The organism is Salipaludibacillus keqinensis, assembly GCF_003226325.1.
Classification (GTDB): Bacteria; Bacillota; Bacilli; order Bacillales; family Salisediminibacteriaceae; genus Salipaludibacillus; species Salipaludibacillus keqinensis.
Genome location: NZ_PDOD01000001.1, coordinates 417,844 through 441,086 on the forward strand (window position 1 = coordinate 417,844; position 23,243 = coordinate 441,086).

General features: G+C 38.3%; 21 protein-coding genes and 1 tRNA gene. 20 read left to right on the forward strand and 2 right to left on the reverse strand.

All coding sequences use genetic code 11. The annotated features are described in order from the left end of the window. The 3 genes from recN (at window position 1) to spo0A (ending at window position 4,242) form a co-directional block, all read left to right on the forward strand. Window positions 1-1,728 (forward strand): DNA repair protein RecN, encoded by a 1,728-nt coding sequence (recN, locus tag CR194_RS02195; RefSeq protein WP_110607996.1) that lies wholly within the window; start codon window positions 1-3, stop codon window positions 1,726-1,728. Window positions 1,729-1,866: 138 nt separating this feature from the next. After that, on the forward strand, window positions 1,867-3,150 hold the full coding sequence (spoIVB, locus tag CR194_RS02200; protein ID WP_332888653.1) for a SpoIVB peptidase: 1,284 nt from the start codon (window positions 1,867-1,869) through the stop codon (window positions 3,148-3,150). Between the two features lie 300 nt (window positions 3,151-3,450). Next, a complete protein-coding gene (gene spo0A / locus CR194_RS02205) occupies window positions 3,451-4,242 on the forward strand; it encodes a sporulation transcription factor Spo0A (protein WP_110607998.1) in 792 nt (263 codons plus the stop codon). Window positions 4,243-4,489: 247 nt separating this feature from the next. Here spo0A and CR194_RS02210 read toward each other — a convergent pair whose 3' ends face one another. Continuing rightward, the gene (locus tag CR194_RS02210; protein WP_110607999.1) at window positions 4,490-4,729 is read right to left on the reverse strand and encodes a DUF2627 domain-containing protein; all 240 of its coding nucleotides are present in this window, start codon (window positions 4,727-4,729) and stop codon (window positions 4,490-4,492) included. Between the two features lie 167 nt (window positions 4,730-4,896). Here CR194_RS02210 and CR194_RS02215 point away from each other — a divergent pair, with 167 nt between their 5' ends. The 15 genes from CR194_RS02215 to CR194_RS02285 all read left to right on the forward strand — a co-directional run bounded on the left by CR194_RS02215 (window position 4,897) and on the right by CR194_RS02285 (window position 20,338). Continuing rightward, on the forward strand, window positions 4,897-6,957 hold the full coding sequence (locus CR194_RS02215) for a sigma-54 interaction domain-containing protein (RefSeq protein ID WP_110608000.1): 2,061 nt from the start codon (window positions 4,897-4,899) through the stop codon (window positions 6,955-6,957). 263 nt (window positions 6,958-7,220) lie between these two features. Beyond that, complete coding sequence (locus tag CR194_RS02220) at window positions 7,221-8,126, forward strand: bifunctional enoyl-CoA hydratase/phosphate acetyltransferase (RefSeq protein ID WP_110608001.1); 906 nt, start codon at window positions 7,221-7,223, stop codon at window positions 8,124-8,126. 40 nt (window positions 8,127-8,166) lie between these two features. Continuing rightward, a complete protein-coding gene (gene bcd / locus CR194_RS02225; protein WP_110608002.1) occupies window positions 8,167-9,267 on the forward strand; it encodes a branched-chain amino acid dehydrogenase in 1,101 nt (366 codons plus the stop codon). A gap of 115 nt (window positions 9,268-9,382) precedes the next feature. Next, a complete protein-coding gene (buk, locus tag CR194_RS02230; protein ID WP_110608003.1) occupies window positions 9,383-10,483 on the forward strand; it encodes a butyrate kinase in 1,101 nt (366 codons plus the stop codon). Between the two features lie 35 nt (window positions 10,484-10,518). After that, window positions 10,519-11,943, forward strand: coding sequence for a dihydrolipoyl dehydrogenase (lpdA, locus tag CR194_RS02235; protein WP_110608004.1), 1,425 nt, complete (start codon window positions 10,519-10,521; stop codon window positions 11,941-11,943). A gap of 47 nt (window positions 11,944-11,990) precedes the next feature. Next, the gene (locus CR194_RS02240; protein ID WP_110608005.1) at window positions 11,991-12,986 is read left to right on the forward strand and encodes a thiamine pyrophosphate-dependent dehydrogenase E1 component subunit alpha; all 996 of its coding nucleotides are present in this window, start codon (window positions 11,991-11,993) and stop codon (window positions 12,984-12,986) included. A gap of 4 nt (window positions 12,987-12,990) precedes the next feature. After that, window positions 12,991-13,974, forward strand: coding sequence for an alpha-ketoacid dehydrogenase subunit beta (locus tag CR194_RS02245; protein ID WP_110608006.1), 984 nt, complete (start codon window positions 12,991-12,993; stop codon window positions 13,972-13,974). Between the two features lie 20 nt (window positions 13,975-13,994). After that, window positions 13,995-15,296 carry a dihydrolipoamide acetyltransferase family protein gene (locus CR194_RS02250; RefSeq protein WP_110608007.1) on the forward strand — a complete coding sequence of 434 codons (1,302 nt, stop codon included), beginning with the start codon at window positions 13,995-13,997 and terminating at the stop codon, window positions 15,294-15,296. A 146-nt stretch (window positions 15,297-15,442) separates the two neighbouring features. Then, window positions 15,443-15,895, forward strand: coding sequence for a hypothetical protein (locus CR194_RS02255; RefSeq protein ID WP_110608008.1), 453 nt, complete (start codon window positions 15,443-15,445; stop codon window positions 15,893-15,895). Between the two features lie 283 nt (window positions 15,896-16,178). Next, window positions 16,179-17,387 carry a metal ABC transporter solute-binding protein, Zn/Mn family gene (locus CR194_RS02260; RefSeq protein ID WP_110608009.1) on the forward strand — a complete coding sequence of 403 codons (1,209 nt, stop codon included), beginning with the start codon at window positions 16,179-16,181 and terminating at the stop codon, window positions 17,385-17,387. 128 nt (window positions 17,388-17,515) lie between these two features. Beyond that, on the forward strand, window positions 17,516-17,929 hold the full coding sequence (locus CR194_RS02265; protein WP_269845701.1) for a BrxA/BrxB family bacilliredoxin: 414 nt from the start codon (window positions 17,516-17,518) through the stop codon (window positions 17,927-17,929). A gap of 117 nt (window positions 17,930-18,046) precedes the next feature. After that, the gene (locus tag CR194_RS02270) at window positions 18,047-18,397 is read left to right on the forward strand and encodes a hypothetical protein (protein WP_110608011.1); all 351 of its coding nucleotides are present in this window, start codon (window positions 18,047-18,049) and stop codon (window positions 18,395-18,397) included. Between the two features lie 90 nt (window positions 18,398-18,487). Continuing rightward, window positions 18,488-18,562: transfer RNA gene (locus CR194_RS02275), tRNA-Arg, on the forward strand. A gap of 246 nt (window positions 18,563-18,808) precedes the next feature. Then, a complete protein-coding gene (locus CR194_RS02280) occupies window positions 18,809-19,777 on the forward strand; it encodes an aromatic acid exporter family protein (protein WP_110608012.1) in 969 nt (322 codons plus the stop codon). A gap of 54 nt (window positions 19,778-19,831) precedes the next feature. Then, window positions 19,832-20,338 carry a L,D-transpeptidase gene (locus tag CR194_RS02285; RefSeq protein ID WP_110608013.1) on the forward strand — a complete coding sequence of 169 codons (507 nt, stop codon included), beginning with the start codon at window positions 19,832-19,834 and terminating at the stop codon, window positions 20,336-20,338. Between the two features lie 69 nt (window positions 20,339-20,407). Here CR194_RS02285 and prli42 read toward each other — a convergent pair whose 3' ends face one another. Further along, entirely contained in the window at window positions 20,408-20,497 is a 90-nt protein-coding gene (gene prli42, locus CR194_RS20155; protein ID WP_158282148.1) for a stressosome-associated protein Prli42, read from the reverse strand. Window positions 20,498-20,726: 229 nt separating this feature from the next. On the opposite strand from prli42, the gene CR194_RS02290 reads away from it, so the two are divergent. Further along, window positions 20,727-22,364: an acyl-CoA mutase large subunit family protein gene (locus tag CR194_RS02290; RefSeq protein ID WP_110608014.1), complete on the forward strand. Its 1,638-nt coding sequence runs from the start codon at window positions 20,727-20,729 to the stop codon at window positions 22,362-22,364. A gap of 26 nt (window positions 22,365-22,390) precedes the next feature. Then, on the forward strand, window positions 22,391-23,242 hold the full coding sequence (gene mce, locus CR194_RS02295) for a methylmalonyl-CoA epimerase (RefSeq protein ID WP_110608015.1): 852 nt from the start codon (window positions 22,391-22,393) through the stop codon (window positions 23,240-23,242). The last annotated feature ends 1 nt before the right edge of the window (window position 23,243 follow it).

Genomic DNA, 23,243 nt, shown 5'->3' on the forward strand with positions numbered 1-23,243 from the left:
TTGTTAATGGAATTAACCATTCGCAATTTTGCGATCATAGACGAAGTTTCGGTCTCTTTTGAAGAGGGACTAACTGTGTTAACTGGCGAAACCGGAGCTGGAAAGTCGATTATCATTGATGCCATTGGACTGCTTATTGGTGGGCGGGGTTCTGTGGACTATGTTAGACATGGAAGTAAACGAGCTGAAATTCAAGGGCTATTTTCGATAGACCCTAACATGTCAAAAGAGTTGATTCGCCTATTAGAAGATTTAGGCATCTCTTTAGATGAAGAAGAAACAATTGTTCTGAGAAGAGACATAACTACGCAAGGGAAAAGCATTTGCCGTGTTAATGAAAAGTTAACCACATTAGCCGTTTTACGTGAGGTAGGTCAATTGCTCGTGGATATACACGGTCAACATGAGCATCAAAAATTATTACAAACAGACAAACATTTGTTGTTTTTGGACAGGTTTGCGGAATCTTCCCTTTTAAAGACCAGAAACGAATACGATAAATTGTATCAGCAATTTTTAAAAAAACGCGAACAACTGATGCAATTAAGTGAAAGTGAGCAACAAATGGCCCAGCGTCTGGATCTTATTCAATACCAATTCAAAGAACTTGAAGAAGCTGAATTGCAGCCAAATGAAGATGAAGAATTGTATGAAGAAAGAAAAAAACTTGCGAATAGTGAAGGTCTTTATCGGACTGTACATGGGACATATGAATCACTATATGGAGATGGAAAAGGCTTAGAATGGGTTATGGCTGCCATGAATCAAATAGAAGAGGCGGCATCCATGGACCAAGATTTACATAAGCTTCAAGAAACCATTGCTAATTGTTATTACCTTCTAGAAGAGTCGTCTTTTTCTTTAAGGGATTATTACGAAAGCATTGAATTTGATCCAGAAAGGTTAAACACGATTGAAGCCCGTTTAAGTGAAATCAGTCAATTAAAGAGAAAATATGGCGAATCAGTGAATGATATTTTAGAATATGCTTCTTCTATCCAAGAAGAAATGGATATGCTGAAAAATCGTGAACAAAGGCTTGTTCAGTGGGAACAAGAGTTAGAAGCTGTGGCTAATGATTTGTTTGTAGAAGCAAATCATTTAACAAAATTACGGAAAGATCAAGCAAAAAAATTAATTACGTCTATTCAAAAACAGTTAAATGATTTATATATGAAAGATACCGTATTTGATGTTGAATTTGATTCCAAGACAGTCTCAGATTTTTCCGCCAATCAACTAATGAAGACATCTCCATTTCGTCGTTCAGGAATAGATCATGTATCCTTTATGGTGGCTACAAATAAAGGGGAACCATTAAAACCGTTAGCTAAAGTTGCCTCAGGTGGTGAAATTTCCCGGATGATCTTGGCCTTGAAATCTATTTTGGCTCGCCATGAAGGTGTGACATCGTTGATATTTGACGAAGTAGATACCGGTGTCAGTGGTCGTGTAGCCCAAGCGATTGCAGAAAAAATCCAACATATTTCTGTTGGCTCACAAGTATTATGCATTACTCATTTACCGCAAGTGGCTGCCATGGCAGATACTCACTTGTTTATTTCAAAAGATGAAAAAAAAGGAAGAACAAGAACGAAGGTTAGACCTTTAACAGTAGATGAGAAAGCCGAAGAAATTAGCCGAATGATTTCTGGAGTAGAAATTACTGATTTAACAAGGCAACATGCGACCGAATTATTAGAGCAAGCCCAACAAATGAAAAATTAATCGTCGTTTCTCTTGAAAAAACTAACCAAATGAGGTTAGTTTTTTTCTTGAGTTAAGGTTATAAATGATCTGCTTCAAGGCAAAATTAGTATTACAGCCATGGTGGAGGTGAAGGTTAAACACGAGGAGAGTGAAATAGTGAGAGATAGACGCGTTCATAAAGCAATAGGATTACTACTCCTTGTTATTCTGTTCTCAGCTGCATTTTATCCACCTATACAAAAGTATTTCCAAATTCCTCATGAAATTGCAATATTTGAAGGGCAAACTTTTCAGTTCCCAGAAACTGTATCAGTTCTCAACTACGATGAATCGGCCGTTGAATTGGATTCTGATACAGATTTGAACAACAACTTGACGGGAATAAATCAATCGAAAAGCTCTATTGTAATGGGTATAAAAGGATTTCCTATTCGAGCGGTTGATGTAACCATTCATCCCGAACTAAAGGTAATCCCTGGGGGCCAATCAATAGGAGTGCGCGTTCAAACAGATGGAGTATTAGTAGTAGGTCATCATTTGATGGATACAGGTGCAGGTAAAGTATCTCCCGGAGAAGTTTCGGATATTCAAGTTGGAGATATGATCGTTGAAATGAACGGAATTAACATTCGAGAAATGAGTGAAATTCAGCCGCTAGTGCAAGAAGCAGGAGAGAATGAGACACCTATAAAAATTGAAATAAGACGTCGTGGAAAAACGTACCATAAAGAGTTAACCCCAGTGAAGGCTAAAAATGATCACCGATTTCATTTAGGGTTATATATACGTGATTCAGCCGCAGGAGTTGGTACTTTAACGTTTTATGAACCTCAATCAAGAAAATACGGAGCTTTAGGACATGTCATTTCTGATATGGAAACGAAAGAACCAATTGAGGTTGGCAATGGTGAAATCATTAAATCTGATGTCACCTCTATTGAAAAGGGATTGACAGGAGAGCCAGGCGAAAAATTAGCTCGTTTTTCCAATGATCGAACAGTACTAGGAAATATTACGAAAAATACCGACTTTGGCATTTTTGGAAAAATGAACAAAGGAATTGATGTAGATGAATCGATGGAGCCTATGGAAATTGGTTTGGCCCATCAAATAAAAGAAGGCCCTGCTGAAATTTTAACCGTTGTTGAAGGAGAAGAGGTCAAGCGGTTTGATATTGAAATTGTCAGTAGTACTCCACAGAAGTTTCCAGCAACAAAAGGAATGGTTATCAAGGTAACAGATGAAGAGTTACTTGATAAAACAGGAGGAATTGTTCAAGGGATGAGCGGAAGCCCTATTATTCAGAATGGTCGTCTTATCGGTGCGGTCACTCATGTGTTTGTTAACGACCCATCATCAGGATATGGATGCCATATTGAATGGATGTTGCAAGATGCAGGTATAAATATAGAAAACGAAGAGTGGAAAAAAACCGGTTAATAAAACTTATGACGATCAGCACCTGTGGAATTTTTACAGGTGCTGAACTACGTATGTGCAAAGAACTTGTGTGAATGATAGTTATTTCTATGCTATACTTATACATAAAGATTATTCGACAAATACACACGATCCCTGCATTATTAATCGAATGAAGTCGAATTAACGAGTATGAGTGAATAAACAAGAGGAAACATTAGATTATTTATAAAAAATCCAAAAAATAGAAGGATTACAATAGGCTATGTCGAATAAGAAGGTTAAGATAGTATTTAACATAACATTGGGGAGGAACGAAGCGTGGAAAAATTAAAAGTATGTGTAGCTGACGATAACCGAGAATTAGTTCATTTGTTAGAGGATTATATTCATTCTCAAGAAGATATGGAAGTGGTAGCTAAAGCCTACAACGGTCAGGAATGTTTGAACGTAGTTGAAGAGGTACTGCCGGATGTATTGATACTAGATATTATTATGCCGCATTTAGATGGCTTAGCAGTCTTGGAAAAATTAAACGACATTCAGCTGGAAAAGCGTCCTAATATCATTATGCTAACTGCATTTGGTCAAGAAGATGTGACTAAAAAAGCTGTGGATTTAGGTGCGGCTTATTATGTGTTAAAACCGTTCGATATGGATACGCTCATGAATAAAATTAGGGATGTAGCAGGCCAAGGTGTTGCATATACTCGCCGACCAGCTATGTCAGCTGCTGAAATTAGACGGGAAAACAAGCCGATGAACCTTGATGCTAGTATTACTAGTATCATCCATGAAATTGGGGTTCCTGCTCATATTAAAGGTTACATGTACTTAAGGGAAGCAATTACTATGGTTTATAATGATATCGAGCTTCTAGGGTCGATTACTAAAGTGTTGTACCCAGATATTGCGAAGAAATTTAACACGACTGCAAGCCGAGTGGAAAGAGCGATTCGTCATGCCATTGAAGTCGCATGGAGCAGAGGAAATATTGAATCCATCTCAAAAATGTTTGGATACACAGTCAACGTTTCAAAGGCTAAACCGACAAACTCAGAGTTTATTGCGATGGTCGCCGATAAATTACGAATAGAACATAAAGTAAGCTAAATAAAAAGAACCTGACTTGATGAACGTGCTCAAAGTCAGGTTCTTTTTTAAAAGATAAAATATAAAAGGTGATTGTGGTTTTCTCAGAATGGGGGGATTTATTACATCGTTCAGACACCGTAGGTCAATATATCAAAAAAAGGATTGTCCTTGAATACTCTTTTCAAGTCCAATCTTTTTTATGGTTCTCTGTCTAACAAATAGTTGAGGGGGCTCCAAACAATGATAGCTTTTTAAGCTTTACAATTTATTTTTGAAAGCGAGGGGCCACTTTATTGTTTTTACGATCCCGGTGCAAAATAAATCCTCCAACAAACCATACGCCGACGACAAGACAAATAATCCCAGCAAGAAATTGAAAATAGTGTGAACCGTAAGGCCAATTTAATATTTGAAATAGCGTGTCTCTCATCAACTTAATTCCATATCCCGCAATAAATACAGGGATAAGTAAAATGACTAGAGCGATGAAACGTTGAACAGTCATACTTCCATTCCTCTCTCGTTAATCTGCAACCCTATTCTATACTATATGAAATATGAAGTCGAGGTAGAGATTTTGTGAACTCTTTTGAATCCTTGAAAAAAAGTGTATAGTAAAACTAGAAGTGTGAAAAAAATTGCATGTTTTTTTAATGTATAGGGGGTTGTCCATTGAAGAGAGTAATCATTATCGGGGCAGGTGAAGGCGGTTCTGCTTTATTAGAGGTTCTTTCAGAAACCGACCAGCTAGAGGTATTGGGAGTAGTAGACAAAGATCCTAATAGTGTGGGGAAATTGAAATGTATCGAATTAAATATTCCCTTATATAAAGACTGGCATACGGCGGTCAATAAGTTGGCTCCTATAGATGTCATTATTGAAGTTACTGGAGATCAACAGGTCTACGATGATTTAAGACACTATTTAAAAAACGATCCTATCACTGTCATTCCTAGTTCAATTGCTTCTATCATGTTTTATTTGATGGAAGAGAAAGAAATTCTAATTGAGGAAGTAAAAAACCATAACGATAAAATGAATAATATTTTAAACTCTACTCATGATGGAATGATAGCTATCGATGGAGATGAGAAAATTACCCTAATTAATAAGAGGGCGGAAGAAATGACCTCTCTTTCCGCCAAAGACGTGATTGGCCAAAAGATCAGGGATGTCATGGCTACGAGTAAATTACCGAGAGTGTTACGAACAAAAACGATTGAACGGAATCGAAAGCAGACCCTATCCTCCAACCGGGCGATCATAACAACCCGCGTTCCGATGTTTAGCAATGGTCAGCTTATTGGTGCATTGGGAGTTTTCAGGGATATCACTGAAATTGTTAAGATGGCAGAGGAAGTAACCAACTTAAAAAGTATTCAAACGATGTTAGAAGCAATCATCTATTCATCAGATGATGCCATATCTGTCGTAGATGAGAAGGGGATAGGGTTATTAATTAATCCAGCTTATACAAGAATTACGGGATTAACGGAAGATCAAGTGATCGGTAAGCCAGCCACGACAGATATTTCTGAAGGCGAGAGTATGCATATGCAAGTACTCCAGACTAAGAGAGCTGTGCGAGGAGCTAAAATGAAAGTAGGCCCCTATCGGAAGGACGTTATTGTGAATGTGGCTCCGGTCATTGTTGATGATACGTTGAAGGGGAGCGTTGGCGTCATTCACGATATGTCTGAGATGGAAGAGTTGACGCATGAATTAGAACGAGCGAAACAAATCATCCGGACCCTAGAAGCCAAATATCATTTTGAAGATATTATCGGTGGATCTACAGAATTAACGTTCGCTATTCAACAAGCTAAAGTTGCTGCAGGGACGCCCGCCTCTATTTTCCTTAGAGGAGAATCAGGTACTGGAAAAGAACTTTTTGCTCACGCTATACATAATGAAAGCAACCGAAAGTACAATAAGTTTATTCGAGTAAATTGTGCGGCGATTTCAGAGACCTTGTTAGAAAGTGAACTATTTGGCTACGAAGAAGGGGCCTTTTCTGGAGCGAAACGAGGTGGAAAGAAAGGATTTTTTGAAGAAGCGAATAACGGTAGTATTTTCTTAGATGAAATTGGTGAACTATCACCCAATATGCAGGCGAAACTCCTGAGAGTGTTGCAAGAACATGAGATTGTCCGAGTAGGGGGAGCGAAACCTGTAGAGATAGATGTTAGAGTCATTGCAGCCACGAATGTGGATATGGAGAATAGAATAGCTGAAAAAGAATTCCGGTCTGACCTTTATTACCGATTGAATCGAATGCCTATCTACATACCTTCTTTGCGTGAAAGAAAGGAAGACCTATTAGATTTATCGCTACATCTTATTAGTAAATTAAATCAAGACTATGGACGAAATGTTGAAGGTGTCGCTAATGACGCGTTATCCAAACTTGTGAAATATGATTGGCCAGGAAACGTTAGAGAGCTTGAAAACATTTTAGGTCGAGCGATGATACATATGAATTACACTGATAAAGTAATCAAGACCACCCACCTTCCATTATTGTCAGATAAAGAGGTAGCTAATAAAACCGTTTTGCCACAAACTGAGCATCAGCTAACAGAAAAAACGTTACAAGAAATGATGGAAGATCAAGAAAAGAAAATATTAACTCAAGCCTTAGAGCAAAATAAAGGCAATAAAACGAAAACGGCTCAAATGCTAAGTGTTTCTGTTAGAAATCTATACTACAAACTTGATAAGTACGGACTTTAAGAGCTAGGCCTTATTAGAGTTTATTCTTCCATCTTTCTAACTTTTCAACTTTGGTTAAGAAAGAAGGGCCAGTTAATTTTTGAAGTACAGACAAATACCAGAATAAAATTGCATGCAAAATATTGCGCGATATGAAGTTTTTTGCAGACTCATACAAATGATATCCCTTTGATGGAAGCGTTATCGGAAATAAAAAAGTTGGCATGTTTATTGCATCTATTTTAACGTGAGACCCACTGTGGAACTAGGAAAGGTGGAACAGCATGAATCTAGATACTCTGTTAGAGAAAATCCAACAACAACGAGAACAACAAACGATTGCGATTGCTCACGCTACCGATCCTTCAGTGTTTAAATCGGCAGAAAAAGCGCTGCAACAAAATTTAGCATCTTTTATTTTCATTGGACCAGAAGCTGCCATGATCGAAGCGAAACAAAAAGCTTCATTTTCTTTTGATCTGGACAACCGCGTAGATTGGTTTTATACATTAAATGAAGTAGACTCCGCTCGTCTGGCTGTAAAGCTAGTTAAAGATGGGAAGGCAGAAGTATTAATGAAAGGGATGATTGAAACTTCTTCTCTCTTAAAAGCTGTTTTGAATAAAGAATATGGCTTAAGAACTGGCAACATTCTTTCTCATTTAGCAGGTTTTTCTTTCCCAGGGCGCTCTTCTTTATTATTTGTAACTGATGCAGCTATGAATATTTCACCGGAACTAAAAGAAAAGGTGCAAATTATCGAGAACGCCGCTAAAGCAGTTCAAAAAATGGGAATAACACTTCCAAAAGTAGCGGTACTTGCCGCAGTTGAAACCGTGAATCCGGCGATGCAAGCAACCTTGGATGCAGCTGTATTGACTCAAATGAATCGAAGAAACCAATTATCTCACTGCGAAGTGGATGGTCCGTTAGGTTTTGATAATGCAATATCCATAGAAGCAGCAGATCAAAAAGGTATCAAATCAAATGTGGCGGGTCATGCTGACATTCTTATGGTACCGGCTATTGAAACCGGGAATGTTCTTTACAAATCATTAACTTATTTTGGTCAAGCGACGGTTGGGGGTATGATCGTAGGGGCAAAGGCACCGATAGTCTTAACTTCACGTTCAGATTCAGTTGAAAGTAAGTTATTCTCGATGGCGATGGCTTTAAGTTCAACTAAATAATGAATATAGATGATTACAAAAACATTAGGGGGAATGCGAGATGGAATTATTCAAGTATATGGAAATGTATGATTATGAGCAAACGGTAGTTTGTCAAGACAAAGAGTCAGGTCTAAAAGCGATCATTGCGATTCATGATACAACACTAGGTCCTGCTTTAGGTGGAACAAGAATGTGGACGTATGATACAGAAGAAGCAGCTTTTGAAGATGCCTTACGTTTGGCGAAAGGGATGACTTATAAAAATGCTGCCGCAGGATTGAACTTAGGTGGAGGAAAAACCGTTATTATTGGTGATCCTCGTAAAGATAAAAACGAAGCAATGTTCAGAGCGTTTGGAAGATTTATTCAAGGACTGAATGGTCGCTATATTACAGCTGAAGATGTTGGAACAACAGTTGAAGATATGGATTTAGTTTATTCTGAAACAGAGTTTGTTACGGGGATTTCGCCAGCATTTGGTTCTTCAGGAAACCCTTCTCCTGTTACAGCTTATGGAGTTTATGTAGGTATGAAGGCCGCAGCTAAAGAAGCATTTGGTGATGATTCTCTAGCTGGAAAAACTGTTGCGGTGCAAGGCATTGGGAATGTGGCCTATCAAATGTGTCGTCATCTTCATGAAGAAGGAGCAAAGTTAATTGTGACAGATATTAATAAAGATACAGTCCGAAGAGCGGTTGAAGAATTTGGGGCAAAAGCAGTAGACATTAATGATATCTATTCTGTTGAATGTGACATCTTTTCTCCATGTGCTTTAGGGGCCATTATTAATGATGAGACAATTCCGCAATTGAAAGCGAAAGTGATTGCTGGTGCTGCGAATAACCAATTAAAAGAAACAACACACGGAGATATTATTCAAGAGAAGGAAATCGTTTATGCACCTGATTACGTAATAAATTCAGGTGGAGTTATCAACGTAGCTGATGAACTCATTGGTTATAACCGAGATCGTGCTATGAAAAAAGTAGAAACGATTTACGATAGCATTTCTAAAATATTTGAAATTTCAAAGAGAGATCAAATCCCTACGTATGTTGCTGCTAATAGGATGGCTGAAGAAAGAATTGCCACAATGAGAAAATCAAGAAGACAATTTTTATCAAATGGAATGAATATTTTAAGTCGTGGAAGATCTTAACCAGTGGATTAATATCCAGGTCCCTTTATCTATTACTTAAGCTTTAGAGAGCGGATTTGGCAGAAAAGGGGACCAACTTTAGTTAAGTGATTTCCTTTAATTTGGAGGGAATAAAGTGGAACACCAAGTATTTCGAATTTTATCAATTAACCCTGGATCAACCTCAACTAAAATTGGGGTATTCGATAATGAGCGTGAAGTCTTAGAGCAAACGATTCGACATGATCGTGAGACGATTAGCAAGTTTGATTCAATTATAGATCAATATGTTTTCCGTAAAGAAATGATTCTAAAGACGTTGGATGAAAGCGGAATTAATTTGTCTAAGTTATCTGCTGTTGTAGGGAGAGGTGGTTTGCTAAGACCTATTGAAGGTGGTACCTACAAAGTAAACGATCAAATGTTGGAAGATTTACGCACTGGTTATTCTGGTCAGCATGCTTCTAATTTAGGTGGAATTATTGCTAATGAAATTGCAGGTCAATTAAACATAGATGCTTACATTGTTGATCCTGTTGTGGTAGATGAGTTAGACCCAATTGCAAAGATTTCAGGCTTTGCGGATTTTGAAAGAAAAAGTATCTTTCATGCGTTAAATCAAAAAGCAGTGGCTAGAAAGGTTTCGGTTGAGTTAGGCAAACCTTACGAGCAGTTAAAGCTTATCGTCGTTCATATGGGTGGAGGTGTGACCGTTGGCGCCCATAAAAATGGGAAAGTTATTGACGTGAATAATGGTCTTCACGGAGAAGGACCTTTTTCACCTGAACGAGCCGGAACTGTTCCTGCTGGTGATCTTGTATCCATGTGCTTTTCAGGTGAACATTACGCTAGTGATATTATGAAAAAGATTGTCGGTCAAGGCGGGCTAGTTGGATATTTAGGAACGAATGATGCGGTTGAAGTTGAGAATCGAATTTCTAAAGGTGATGACCAAGCAGAACTAGTATATGAAGCGATGGCTTATCAAATTGCTAAAGAAATTGGCAGCAATGCTGCTGTATTAGCAGGTGAGATTGACGCGATTGTTTTAACAGGCGGTTTAGCTTACGGAAAAGAATTTGTTAATAAAATCGTTTCTCGTGTAAAATGGATATCAAAAGTAATTATTAAACCTGGTGAAAATGAAATGCAGGCTTTATCTGAAGGAGCTTTACGTGTATTACGGGGAGAAGAAAAAGCGAAGTTGTATCATGTAAATGAGATGGCTAATAGCTAACGAATTACGGATACAAGCAGACAGGAGGGTGTTTTATGGCTACAGAGTATGATCTGGTCATATTAGGAGCTGGTACAGGAGGATACGTTGCAGCGATCCGTGCTTCACAGCTTGGTTTAAAAGTAGCGGTCGTGGAGAAGGAAAAGCTTGGGGGAACTTGTCTACATAAAGGGTGTATTCCTAGCAAAGCGTTTCTACGAAGTGCCGAAGTATATAAGACAGTCAACCAAGCAGATCAATTCGGCGTTGGTATAGAAAAAGCATCATTAAACTTTACGAAAGTTCAAGAGAGAAAAAACGGGATTGTTGACCAACTATATAAAGGCGTTCAGCACTTAATGAAAAAAGGCAAAATCGATGTTTACAAAGGGTTTGGTCGAATTTTAGGCCCTTCTATATTTTCGCCTACTTCTGGAACGATTTCAGTTGAGAATTTGGATGGCACAGACAATGAGATGCTTGTTCCTAAAAACGTCATTATTGCAACAGGAAGTCGTCCTAAGTCCTTGCCAGGGTTGGATCTTGATGAAGAAATGATTCTTTCATCAGAAGGAGCTCTCGATTTAGAAGAATTACCGGATTCTATCACCATCATTGGTGGCGGAGTGATTGGTATTGAATGGGCCTCTATGTTTGCTGATTTTGGAGTAGATGTAACGGTATTAGAGTACTTGGATCGTATTTTACCTTTAGAGGACGAAGAAATATCAAAGGAAATTCAGCGTGAATTAAAGAAAAAAGGTGTGAAAGTGGTCACCAGCGCAAAGGTTCTCGCAGAGTCAGTTAAAAAAGAAAATGGACAAGTGGTCGTTTCTTATGAACATAAAGGTGAAACGAAACAATCTGTCACAAGTAAAGCATTAGTTTCTGTTGGAAGAGCAGCAAATGTTCAGGACATTGGAATTGAAAACACTGATATTCAAGTGAAGAACAACACCATTTCCGTTAATGAATATTATCAAACAAAAGAATCCCACATTTACGCAATTGGGGATGTAATCGGCGGACTTCAGTTGGCACATGTTGCATCTCATGAAGGCATTGCTGCTGTAGAACATATTAAAGGAAATAATCCTCACCCTGTAGAAGAAGAAATGGTTGCAAAGTGTACCTATTCTTCTCCTGAAGTAGCGAGCGTTGGATTGACTGAAAAGGCAGCGAAAGAAAAAGGTTACAAAGTTAGGACAGGAAAATTCCCGTTCAAAGCGATTGGTAAAGCACTGGTTTACGGTGATACATCAGGATTTGTTAAGTTCGTATCAGACGCAGACACAGACGATTTACTAGGTGTTCATATGATCGGTCCCCATGTCACCGATATGATCTCAGAAGCAGCTCTAGCGAAAGTATTAGACGCAACCCATTGGGAAGTGGCACAAACGATTCATCCTCATCCAAGTCTATCAGAAGCCATTGGTGAAGCAGCATTAGCTGTTGATGGTCAAGAAATCCACGGATAAAAAATATAGCAGGTCAAAGAATGATCAGGAATTAAGGAGGCTTATTAATGAGTGAACTTCGTCATCACAAGATAGGATTGAAAGATGAAGATGTACTGAGCATGTATGAAACTATGCTGATGGCACGAATGATTGATGAAAGAATGTGGTTATTAAATCGAGCAGGGAAAATCCCGTTTGTAATTTCATGTCAAGGTCAGGAAGCGGCCCAAGTTGGTGCTGCTATGGCCTTGAATAACGAGATAGATTACGTATTGCCTTATTATCGTGATCTTGGGGTTGTTCTTCATTTTGGCATGACAGCCAAAGATATTATGCTTTCAGCTTTTGCTAAAGCGGAAGATCCTAATTCCGGTGGTCGACAAATGCCAGGGCATTTCGGTCAAAAGAAAAACAGAATTGTCACAGGGTCTTCCCCTGTGACGACACAAGTCCCTCATGCAGTTGGATTTGGACTTGCTGCAAAAATGAAAAATGAAGATTTCGTCGCTTTCACTACTTTCGGAGAAGGGTCTTCTAATCAAGGAGATTTTCATGAAGGAATTAACTTTGCAAGCGTTCATGATTTACCGGTTATTTTCATGTGTGAAAACAATAAATATGCCATCTCTGTTCCGCTCGATAAACAGTTGAATATCGAAAAAGTTTCTGATCGAGCAGTCGGGTATGGTATTTATGGAGACTCTGTTGATGGAAATGATCCTCTAGCAGTTTACGAAGCCATTTCTCATGCAAGAGAGCGAGCTCGTATTGGGGAAGGTCCATCTCTCATAGAGACAGTATCATATCGTTTAACTCCGCACTCTAGTGACGACGACGACAGCACATACAGAGCAAGAGAAGAAGTAGAAGCAGCAAAGAAAATTGATTCTATTCATACGTTTGGTTCTTATTTAAAGGAAACCGGGATTTTATCTGAGGAAAAAGAAGAAGAAATCCGTGCGAAACTCCGCCGTGAGATTGACGAGGCGACTGATTATGCAGAAAAAGCGCCATATGCAGAACCAGAATCTATGATGAATCACGTATACGGAGAGGAGTGATCTTATGCCAGTAATGTCTTATATTGAATCTATTACTCGTGCTATGAAAGAAGAAATGGAACGAGACGATAATGTATTTGTTCTAGGTGAAGATGTTGGAAAACGTGGAGGGGTGTTCCGAGCTACGAATGGCTTATATGATCAATTTGGTGAAGATCGAGTGATTGACACACCTCTTGCGGAATCAGCTATTGCAGGGGTTGGAATCGGGGCTGCGATGTATGGTATGCGTCCAATTGCAGAAATGCAATTTGCAGACTTCATCATGCCTGCTGTGAATCAAATTGTTTCAGAAGCGGCTAAGATACGCTATAGGTCTAATAATGATTGGATCTGTCCAATTACTTTCAGAGCACCATATGGAGGCGGTGTTCACGGTGCACTTTACCACTCTCAGTCTGTGGAAGCTTTATTTGCCAATGTTCCAGGGTTGAAAATTGTGATGCCATCCACACCATACGATGCTAAAGGGTTGTTGAAAGCGGCGATTCGATCAGATGATCCAGTGTTATTCTTTGAACATAAACGGGCTTACCGACTCATTAAAGGTGAAGTACCTGATGAGGATTACACACTTCCTATCGGTAAAGCGGAAGTGAAGCGAGAAGGAGAGGATATTACAGTCATCACCTACGGATTATGTGTCCATTTCGCTCTCCAAGCGGCAGAAAACTTAGCGAAAGATGGGTATCAAGCTCATGTTCTAGATTTGCGTACTGTTTACCCATTAGATAAAGAATCCATTATCGAAGCTGCCAAGAAAACAGGGAAGGTCCTATTACTGACAGAAGATAATTTAGAAGGAAGCATTATTAGTGAAGTATCAGCAATCATCGCTGAGCATTGTTTATTTGATTTAGATGCTCCAGTAAAGCGTTTAGCAGGTCCAGATATCCCAGCTATGCCTTACGCACAACCAATGGAGAAAAATTTCATGGTAAACCCAGATAAAGTTGAAGATGCTATGCGTGAGTTAGCAGAGTATTAATCATAAAGGAGGTTTAATGAATGGCGACCGAAATTACCATGCCTCAATTAGGCGAAAGTGTCACAGAAGGAACGATTACGAACTGGCTCGTGAAACCTGGTGACCAAGTAAATAAATATGATCCACTTGCAGAAGTGATGACAGATAAGGTTAACGCTGAAGTCCCCTCCTCATTTGCAGGAACGATTAAAGAACTCGTTGCTGAGGTTGATGAAACGATTGAGGTTGGTAAAGTGATTTGTGTAATAGAGGTTGAAGGGGAAGAGTCTCAAGAATCTAGCGATCAATCAGAGCAAACCCAAGGCACGAAGGATGATGTAAAAGAAGAAAAAAGTGATGCTGCTACAAATTCTTCTGATACATCAAACAAAAAGCGCTATTCTCCAGCAGTATTACGACTTGCTCAAGAAAATGATATTGACCTTAATCAAGTAGAAGGTTCTGGTCGTGGTGGTCGAATTACGAGAAAAGATTTACAGTCTATGATAGATGGAGGAAACCTACCTAAAGCAACAGGTAATGAAGTTCCTAAAGCGCCTTCTCAAGAAGCGAAACCAGCGGCTTCTAAACAACCTTCTCGAAATGATGAGGGGAGCTCAGACGAAGTTACTTCTGATGATCGAACGGAACAAATCCCAGTTAGTGGTGTAAGAAGAGCAATTGCTCAAAATATGGTTAAATCTAAGCACGAAGCCCCTCATGCATGGATGATGATTGAAGTGGATGTGACGGATCTCGTCAACTATCGGGAGAAAATAAAAAATGACTTCCTAGAAAAAGAAGGACTAAAATTGACGTTTCTTCCGTTTTTTATGAAAGCAACTATCGATGCATTAAAGAAGTACCCTGAAGTGAATGCGAAGTGGGCTGGAGATAAAATTATTCGTCACAAAGACGTTCATTTGTCTATGGCCGTGGCTACGGAAAAAGAGTTGTTTGTACCTGTTATCAAAAACGCAGATGAAAAGAACATTAAAGGTCTAGCTCGAGAGCTTCAAGATATTTCAAAAAAAGTTCGATCTAATTCATTGAAGCAAGAGGATATGCAAGGCGGCACATTTACATTAAACAATACGGGTTCATTCGGATCGATTCAATCGCAACCAATCATCAATACGCCACAGGCAGCAATATTGTCTGTAGAATCGATTGTGAAGCGTCCTGTTGTCCTTGAAAATGATGCTATAGCTGTTCGCCACATGGTAAACCTATGTATGTCACTTGATCACCGTGTATTAGACGGTTTAATTTGCGGCAAATTCATGGCGCAAATTAAAGAGTCATTAGAGAATATGAATGAAAAGACTATATCAGTTTACTAATTGCAAAGCCGATTCAACTATTTCCTGAAAAGGGGATCTCGTTGAATCGGTTTTTTTAGTTTAGACAAAAGATTAAAACCGGCAAATGATGCTCATGAGCTAACATAATTTGTGCATACTAATTTTAAAAGGAGGAGAATTTCAGTATGAAAATGATTTTATCAATTCTAGTAGGAGTTCAGATCATCGCCTCGCCAATTTATGCTGAAGAAGTAAATAATATTGATAAAGACTTGGCGATAGAAAGTATGTATTGCTTAGAAGAACTGGATAATACAGCGCAATTACAACCACACTTTAAGTATTATCATGAACTGATTATCGAAAAACACCGACCTGATTTGTTAGAAGAATGGAAACAAGTAGATAGAGACAGAGAAGCGATTGATAAAAAGATTAGAGAATACAACAAAGAAAAAAGAGATGATGTCTATGAGGGTATTTCAAATAACTGGTATACAAAGCATGCCATCGTCCAACAGCAATTTTTGAGCGCAGTGAAAGAGCGGGAATCAGAAAAAATTAAAATAAGTTTATCACATCTATTGTCGTTGAAAAAAAGCTGGAATATTGAAATGAAGGAAGCATTAAAAGAGTGATTGTTTTATCTGATCAATAAGGTTATCTGAATTTTAATCATTTTAAAATGGATTTGCTCCTTTTTCAAAGGAGTAGAGCAAAGCAAAGCAATTTCGGAAGTGCCTAAAGTTGATGCAAATATCTAGATTAGAAACCTTTTATCTCAGATAACCACTCCATTTATAAAAAATGAGACAAAAAAATGTACAATCGTAATGATTATGATTTACAAAAAGTCACTTTTACGATATAATCCCTTTTGTAACAAAAATAAAACGTAATGATTACGAAAGGGGAAGCTATATGTATAAAAAATCATCCATTACCTTTGCTGTCATATTGGCATTCAGCACTTTTTTAGCAGCTTGTGGTAATGAGAATAACAATGAAGACCTTAACTCAGCTGAAAACGAAAATAATAATGGTAACTCAGAGGCAATTGAAGATATTGAAAAGGTAAATATCATGACCACTCTTTTCCCTATCGAAGATTTTGCTAATCGAATTGGTGGAGAACACGTAAACGTAGAGAATATGGTTCCAGTAGGAGCGGATGCTCACACATTCGAGCCTACAGCTAATCAAATGATCGAAGTAGCAGATGCGGACTTATTTATTTATAATGGTGCGGACTTTGAAGGATTTGCCGATAGCGTGAAAGATGCGGTTTCAGATCACGATGTCCAAACGCTAGAAGCAACAGAAGGATTAGACCTTCTAGAGTATGAGCACAACCATGATCATAACGACGAGCATAGCCACGAAGACAATGAGCACAACCATGATCATAACGACGAGCATAGCCACGAAGACAATGAGCACAACCATGATCATAACGACGAGCATAACCACGAAGACAATGAGCAAAACCATGATCATAACGACGAGCATAACCACGAAGACAATGATCATAACAATGAGCACAATCATGATGACAATAACCACAACCATGATCATAACGATGAGAACAATCACGATCATGATCACGGGGACTATGACCCGCACGTTTGGTTAGACCCTATCCGCTCTATTGAATATGCAGAAAATATTAAAAATGCATTAATTGATGTGCGTCCAGAAGCTGAAGAAGAATTCAATAGTAATTTTGAACAGTTAAAATCAGAACTGGAAGAATTAGATGAAGAATTCCAAAATATGGCCGATGAAAAAGTAAAGGATACAATTATTGTTTCCCATGCAGGTTACGGTTACTGGGAAGACCGTTACAATATTCATCAAATCGGAATTGCTGGCTTGTCCCCTACTAATGAGCCATCGATCCAGCAAATTCAAGAAGTGATTAGTCATATGGAAGAGAATGAAATTAATTACGTTATGTTCGAACAAAATATACCTACAAATATAGCAGAGACAGTTCGTGAAGAAGCTGGTGCAGAAGAATTGTGGATCCACAACCTTGAAGCATTAACTGAAGATGATGTAGAAAATGAAGAAGATTACTTTAGTCTAATGAGACAAAATATAGAAACGTTAGAAGAAGCCCTTCAATAAAAAGCTTTTGAGCACTTATTCTGTGGAATAAGTGCTCTTATTAATCTTTATGTTGGTAAACATGGTGCTTAAGATGTAAAATAGAACTACAGTCTAAGTAGAAAGGGTGTCTGTTAGTGGAATTTCAAATGTTTATGAATGATGTGGTGCAAGCTGCTCGTAACGATATGGTTGAAGCTGGATATCAGCAATTAACAACTCCAGAAGAAGTAGAAGAAGTATTTAGTAAGCCAGGATCTTCTCTTGTTTTAATAAACTCTGTATGCGGTTGTGCTGGAGGAATCGCCCGCCCGTCGGCAGCGTATATGAAAAATTACGAAGTTCAAGCCGATAACTATTTGACGGTGTTTGCTGGACAAGACAAAGAAGCCACTGAAAAGGCTAGATCGTACTTTAAAGGTTATGCTCCTTCTTCACCGTCTTTTGCCTTGTTAAAAGATGGGGAAATTAAAATGATGTTAGAACGTCATGAAATTGAAGGTCATGAGCCTATTGAAGTTGTTCAAAAGCTTGAAAAAGGTGTGGATACTTACTTCAAGTAAATCAAGATCTTAGTATTTAACGAAGAAGATGAAGAGAAGGTGGAAGCCTTCTCTTCTTTATGCTATAATTTTCAAGGTCTTATTTTTATATACATAGATGAAAAGGAGTGTTGGAAAGTGAATGAACTTTATAAACAAATTCATGTTTATTTAAACATGGAAGAAGAAATCCCATTTGATGAATTTGAAAAATATTATAAAAAAGTCATTGCCTATTTCAATGATCAAGCTGACAAGTTTGAAGAGGATGATTTATGGAAAGCCTTATTCATTTCTGAGAATGTGATGTCTAATGCTGAAGGTCGTTCTAAAGAGGAAAAGGGTACTAAAGCAAAAAAATACGGGAAAATGTCAGCACGACTTACATTGTGGGCGCAAAATTTTGCTAGTCGTCTTGGCGAAATGGGCTATAACAAAGATCAAATGAATGAACGATTTGAAAAGATGTTTGAAGACGAAGTTAATTAACAACAAAATTTCAAAAGAAAGTCTTGATTTATATTAGTAGGGTTGTTATACTACGATAGTGCGGATGACAGCAGCATTCCGCATTTCTTTGCGCCTGTAGTGAAATGGATATCATACGAGATTTCGGCTCTCGCGTTCCGGGTTCGAATCCTGGCAGGCGCGCCAATATACATAATTTAACCTCCAATTTTCTTGGAGGTTTTTTGTATTCTTACAAACCTTCTCTTCTGCTATAGATAAAAAGGACTTAAATTGCGTCCAATAATTTTTACAGAGTTGATCAACTCTTCACAAGATGTGATAAAATATAATAATCTTAAGTCTTAAGCTGCACAAAAAACAAGCAATTATATGTTTTTTTCAGGGTAACAAGGGTCTCAAATACAAGAAAATGAAATAAGGTGAACAGCATTGTTTAAAATAGGTTACAGAACGCTAAAAACAGCAGTTGGTGCAACGTTAGCAGTGGCTATTGCTCAGGCCCTTCAATTAGATTTCTTTGCATCAGCAGGAATATTAACTGTCCTGTGCGTCCAAAAGACTCGAAAAAAATCATTTCATAGTTCTTGGGTACGCTTTTTAGCTTGTATCATTGGAATTGTTTATGCCATCGTCTTGTTCGAAACAATCGGTTATCATCCCATTTCCATCGGGATATTGTTATTACTTTTCATTCCCACAACATTAGTACTGAAACTTCAATCAGGGATTGTTACAAGTACAGTGATCATCTTTCATATTTATACTGTGGCAGATTTGACCATTCCTTTATTAGTGAATGAACTTGCGCTCATTACGATAGGAATTGGGATAGCTCTGTTAATGAATATTTATATGCCTAGTCATGAGAGTCAACTAGATAATATGCAACAGGAGATCGAACAATATTTTGCTAAAATTTTCAGTGAATTCGCCTATTACGTTCGCTATGGTGACAATAACTGGGATGGTATAGAGATTAGTGAAGCCACTGAACTTCTTCAACACGCTAAAAACCATTCATTGCAAAATTTAGAAAATCATATTTTAAGGTATGAAGATGTTTATTATCATTATTTTAAAATGCGTGAGAAACAATTGGATATTATTGAACGAATGATGCCATTGTTAACATCGATTGATCATCATGTGGAGCAAGCAGATATGTTGGCTGATTTCATGGATGAGTTAAGCGAAGGGGTTCATCCGAAAAACACAGCCTACATTTATATCGACAAATTGGAGGAATTACAAACTTCATACAAGAACATGCCTTTACCTGAGACGAGAGAAGAATTTGAAGCGAGAGCATCTTTAGCTCATTTAGTTAGGGAGTTAGAGCAATATTTAATGATTAAGCAACAGTTTAAACCAACAAAGGAATATAAAATTTTTCGTTGAATAAGCAACGGGTAGCTGACACATGATAGGGGAAAAGAGACGGAGTGGTCATCCATGATTGCGATTTTGCTATCTATTTTATCTGTCATTTCCCCTATTTGGCCTTTAGGCGAGAACCCTCTAATTGGAGATCCATATGTAATTGTCAATTTGTCAACTCATGAAGTGGCTTATATCCAAGATGGGGAAGTGAAACAGCAGTATCAAGTGGCTACAGGCAAACGAGGCCATGAGACTCCAGAAGGTGAATTTACGATTGTTGTAAAAGCGGTGAATCCCTATTATCGAAAGCTAGACATTCAAGGTGGAGATGTAAAGAATCCATTAGGTACAAGGTGGATAGGCTTTGATGCTGAGAACACAGATGGTCGCGTTTATGGCCTTCACGGTACGAACCGACCTTCTTCTATTGGCTATAGTGTATCAAATGGGTGCATCCGCCTCAAAAATTCAGACGTAGAAATTTTGTTTGATGAAGTCCCTTTAGGAACGAAAGTGCTCGTTACATCCAGCGAGGAGACGTTTGAGGAGTTAGGAAAAAATTATGGGGCAATTAAGTAGAGAAAGCTATAGTATAAAAAGAAGCAGTCACTAATGCTTAGTGACTGCTTCTTTAATTTATTTTACATTCTAGAAATATGATACACCAGCTAATACGGTACCTAAAAACATGACAACGATCATCATATAAACAATAGCTTTACGAAATTTACGGGGCACTTGATTTCCCTCCTCTTACAATACTAATATCTATTTTAATAGGTTATTGGGTTCATTTCAAGAGGCATCGAATAAGTGAACGTTAAAAGTACGTAAACAAAAGGCAAAACCCCTGATTAATTCATGAATGTGTTATATTATATTAAGAGCAAATTGTAATTTATTTATATTTTGTTTGGTTATATTCTAAATCATTTCTTTTGAATAGATAAAAGAAAGGGGTAAAGTCATGGATGAATTTAAGCAAGATTTCCTGAAATGGCAAGAACAAATAAAAGAACAAATTAAGAAACGTCCAGAGAGAAAAGAAGAATTTCAAACTTCTTCGAGTATTCCCATTGAGCGAACATATTTTCCGGACAAAATTGACAACGCTTACATCGACTCTTTAGGGTTCCCGGGAGAGTATCCATACACAAGAGGGATTAGAGGAACGATGTACAGAGGAAAATATTGGACGATGCGGCAATATGCAGGGTTTGGTTCGGCTCAAGAAACCAATGAGCGTTTTCGCTATTTATTAGATCAAGGACAGACAGGATTATCTGTTGCCTTTGATTTACCAACTCAAATTGGTTATGACTCTGACGATCCCATGGCTTTAGGAGAAGTTGGTAAAGTAGGAGTAGCGATTGATTCGTTAGAAGACATGGAAATTTTATTCGATCAGATTTCTCTTAATCAGGTTAGTACTTCCATGACCATTAATGCTCCAGCGGCAGTCCTGCTTGCTATGTACATAGCCGTAGCTGAAAAGCAAGGAGTAGCGAAAGAAGACATACGTGGGACGATACAAAATGACATCCTGAAGGAATATATTGCAAGAGGCACTTATATTTATCCTCCAAAGCCATCTATGAGACTGATTACTGATATTTTCGCCTACTGTTCAGACCATGTTCCTTCTTTCAATACAATTAGTATTAGTGGTTATCATATTCGTGAGGCGGGATCCACCGCAGTCCAAGAATTGGCTTTTACGATGTCTAACGCTGTTGCATATGTAGAAGCAGCCTTAGCAGCTGGGTTGGATATAGACAGCTTTGCTCCGAGATTGGCTTTCTTTTTCAACGGTCATAATGAATTTTTTGAAGAAATTGCTAAATTCCGTGCTGCTAGGCGCATGTGGGCAAACATTATGAAGGAACGATTCGATGCGAAAAATCCAAAAAGCTGGCAACTTCGCTTCCATACTCAAGTAGCTGGATCTACGTTAACTGCGCAACAGCCTGAAAATAATGTCGTTAGAGTTGCTTTACAAGCCCTTGCGGCTGTTTTAGGAGGAACTCAAAGTCTTCATACGAATGCTAAAGATGAAGCACTGTCACTACCAACTGAAGACTCTGCGAGGATTGCTTTACGCACCCAACAAATCATTGCTCACGAAACAGGGGTTTCAGATACAGTGGATCCACTCGGTGGTTCATATTATATTGAAACGTTAACGGATCAATTAGAAGAAGAAGCATTGAAATACATGAATCAGATTGACGAAATGGGTGGGGCAGTATCGGCTGTAGAGAAACAATACATGCAGCGGGAAATTCATCGAGCAGCTTATGATGCCCAGAAGCGCTTGGAAAATAAAGATGACATCGTGGTTGGGGTAAATAAGTTCCAAGTAGGAGAAGAACAACAGCCAGACCTATTAAAAGTGGATGAAGCATTTGTTGAATCACAAATTGAAAGACTACAGCAAATTCGAGAACATAGGGATAACGAAAAGGTAGACTACATTCTCACTCAACTGAAGACAGCAGCGAAAGGGACCGATAATCTCATGTATCTCATTATCGAAGCAGTGAAACAATACGCTACGGTAGGAGAAATATGTCACGCGTTAAGAGATGTTTACGGAGAATATTAGAATAGTGAACAGGCGGGGTGCTAAAAATGGATAAAATACGAGTATTAATAGCAAAACCAGGATTAGATGGGCACGATCGTGGAGCACTGGTTATTTCTCAAGCATTAAGAGATGCTGGAATGGAAGTCATTTATACAGGACTACGTCAATCACCTAAACAAATCGTTAGAGCGGCAATACAAGAAGATGTAGATGTCATCGGTTTATCAAGTTTATCAGGTGCTCATAATGTGCTTTTCCCAGCAGTATTAAATGAATTAAATGAAAAAGGTGCAGGCGATATATTGGTGTTCGGTGGAGGGGTTATTCCTTTAGTAGACATTAAAGAATTGGAATCCAAAGGAATATTAAAAATCTTTACTCCAGGTACACCTACGAAAGTGGTTTCTTCTTATATTAAGCAGGCAGTAGCTGAACATCGCGGAGAAAAAATGAATCTTCTTCATCCGCCTAAAAAAGTAGATCATATTGGTATCGCTGTAGAGTCCATTGAAAAAACAGCCGCTTTTTATGCAAACCATTTCCATATTAATGTAGAGAAAATAGCTGAAGTTCCTGATCAAGGGGTTCGAGTTGCTTTCTTGCCGCTAGGAAATTGTAAAATTGAATTACTAGAAGCGATAGATGAGTCCAGTTCAATTCATTCATTTATAAAGAAGCGTGGAGAAGGGCTTCATCATTTAGCCTTTGAAGTGGATAATGTCCAACAAAGATTGGACCAGCTCAAAACGGAAGGTATTAGATTGATTGACGAACAGCCAAAGCAAGGTGCTAACGGAAATCCAATAGCCTTTTTGCATCCAAAAAGTACGCACGGCACGTTGCTTGAACTATGCGAGGAATTAGATCATACCAATAATGATAAGGGAGGTCAGTAAA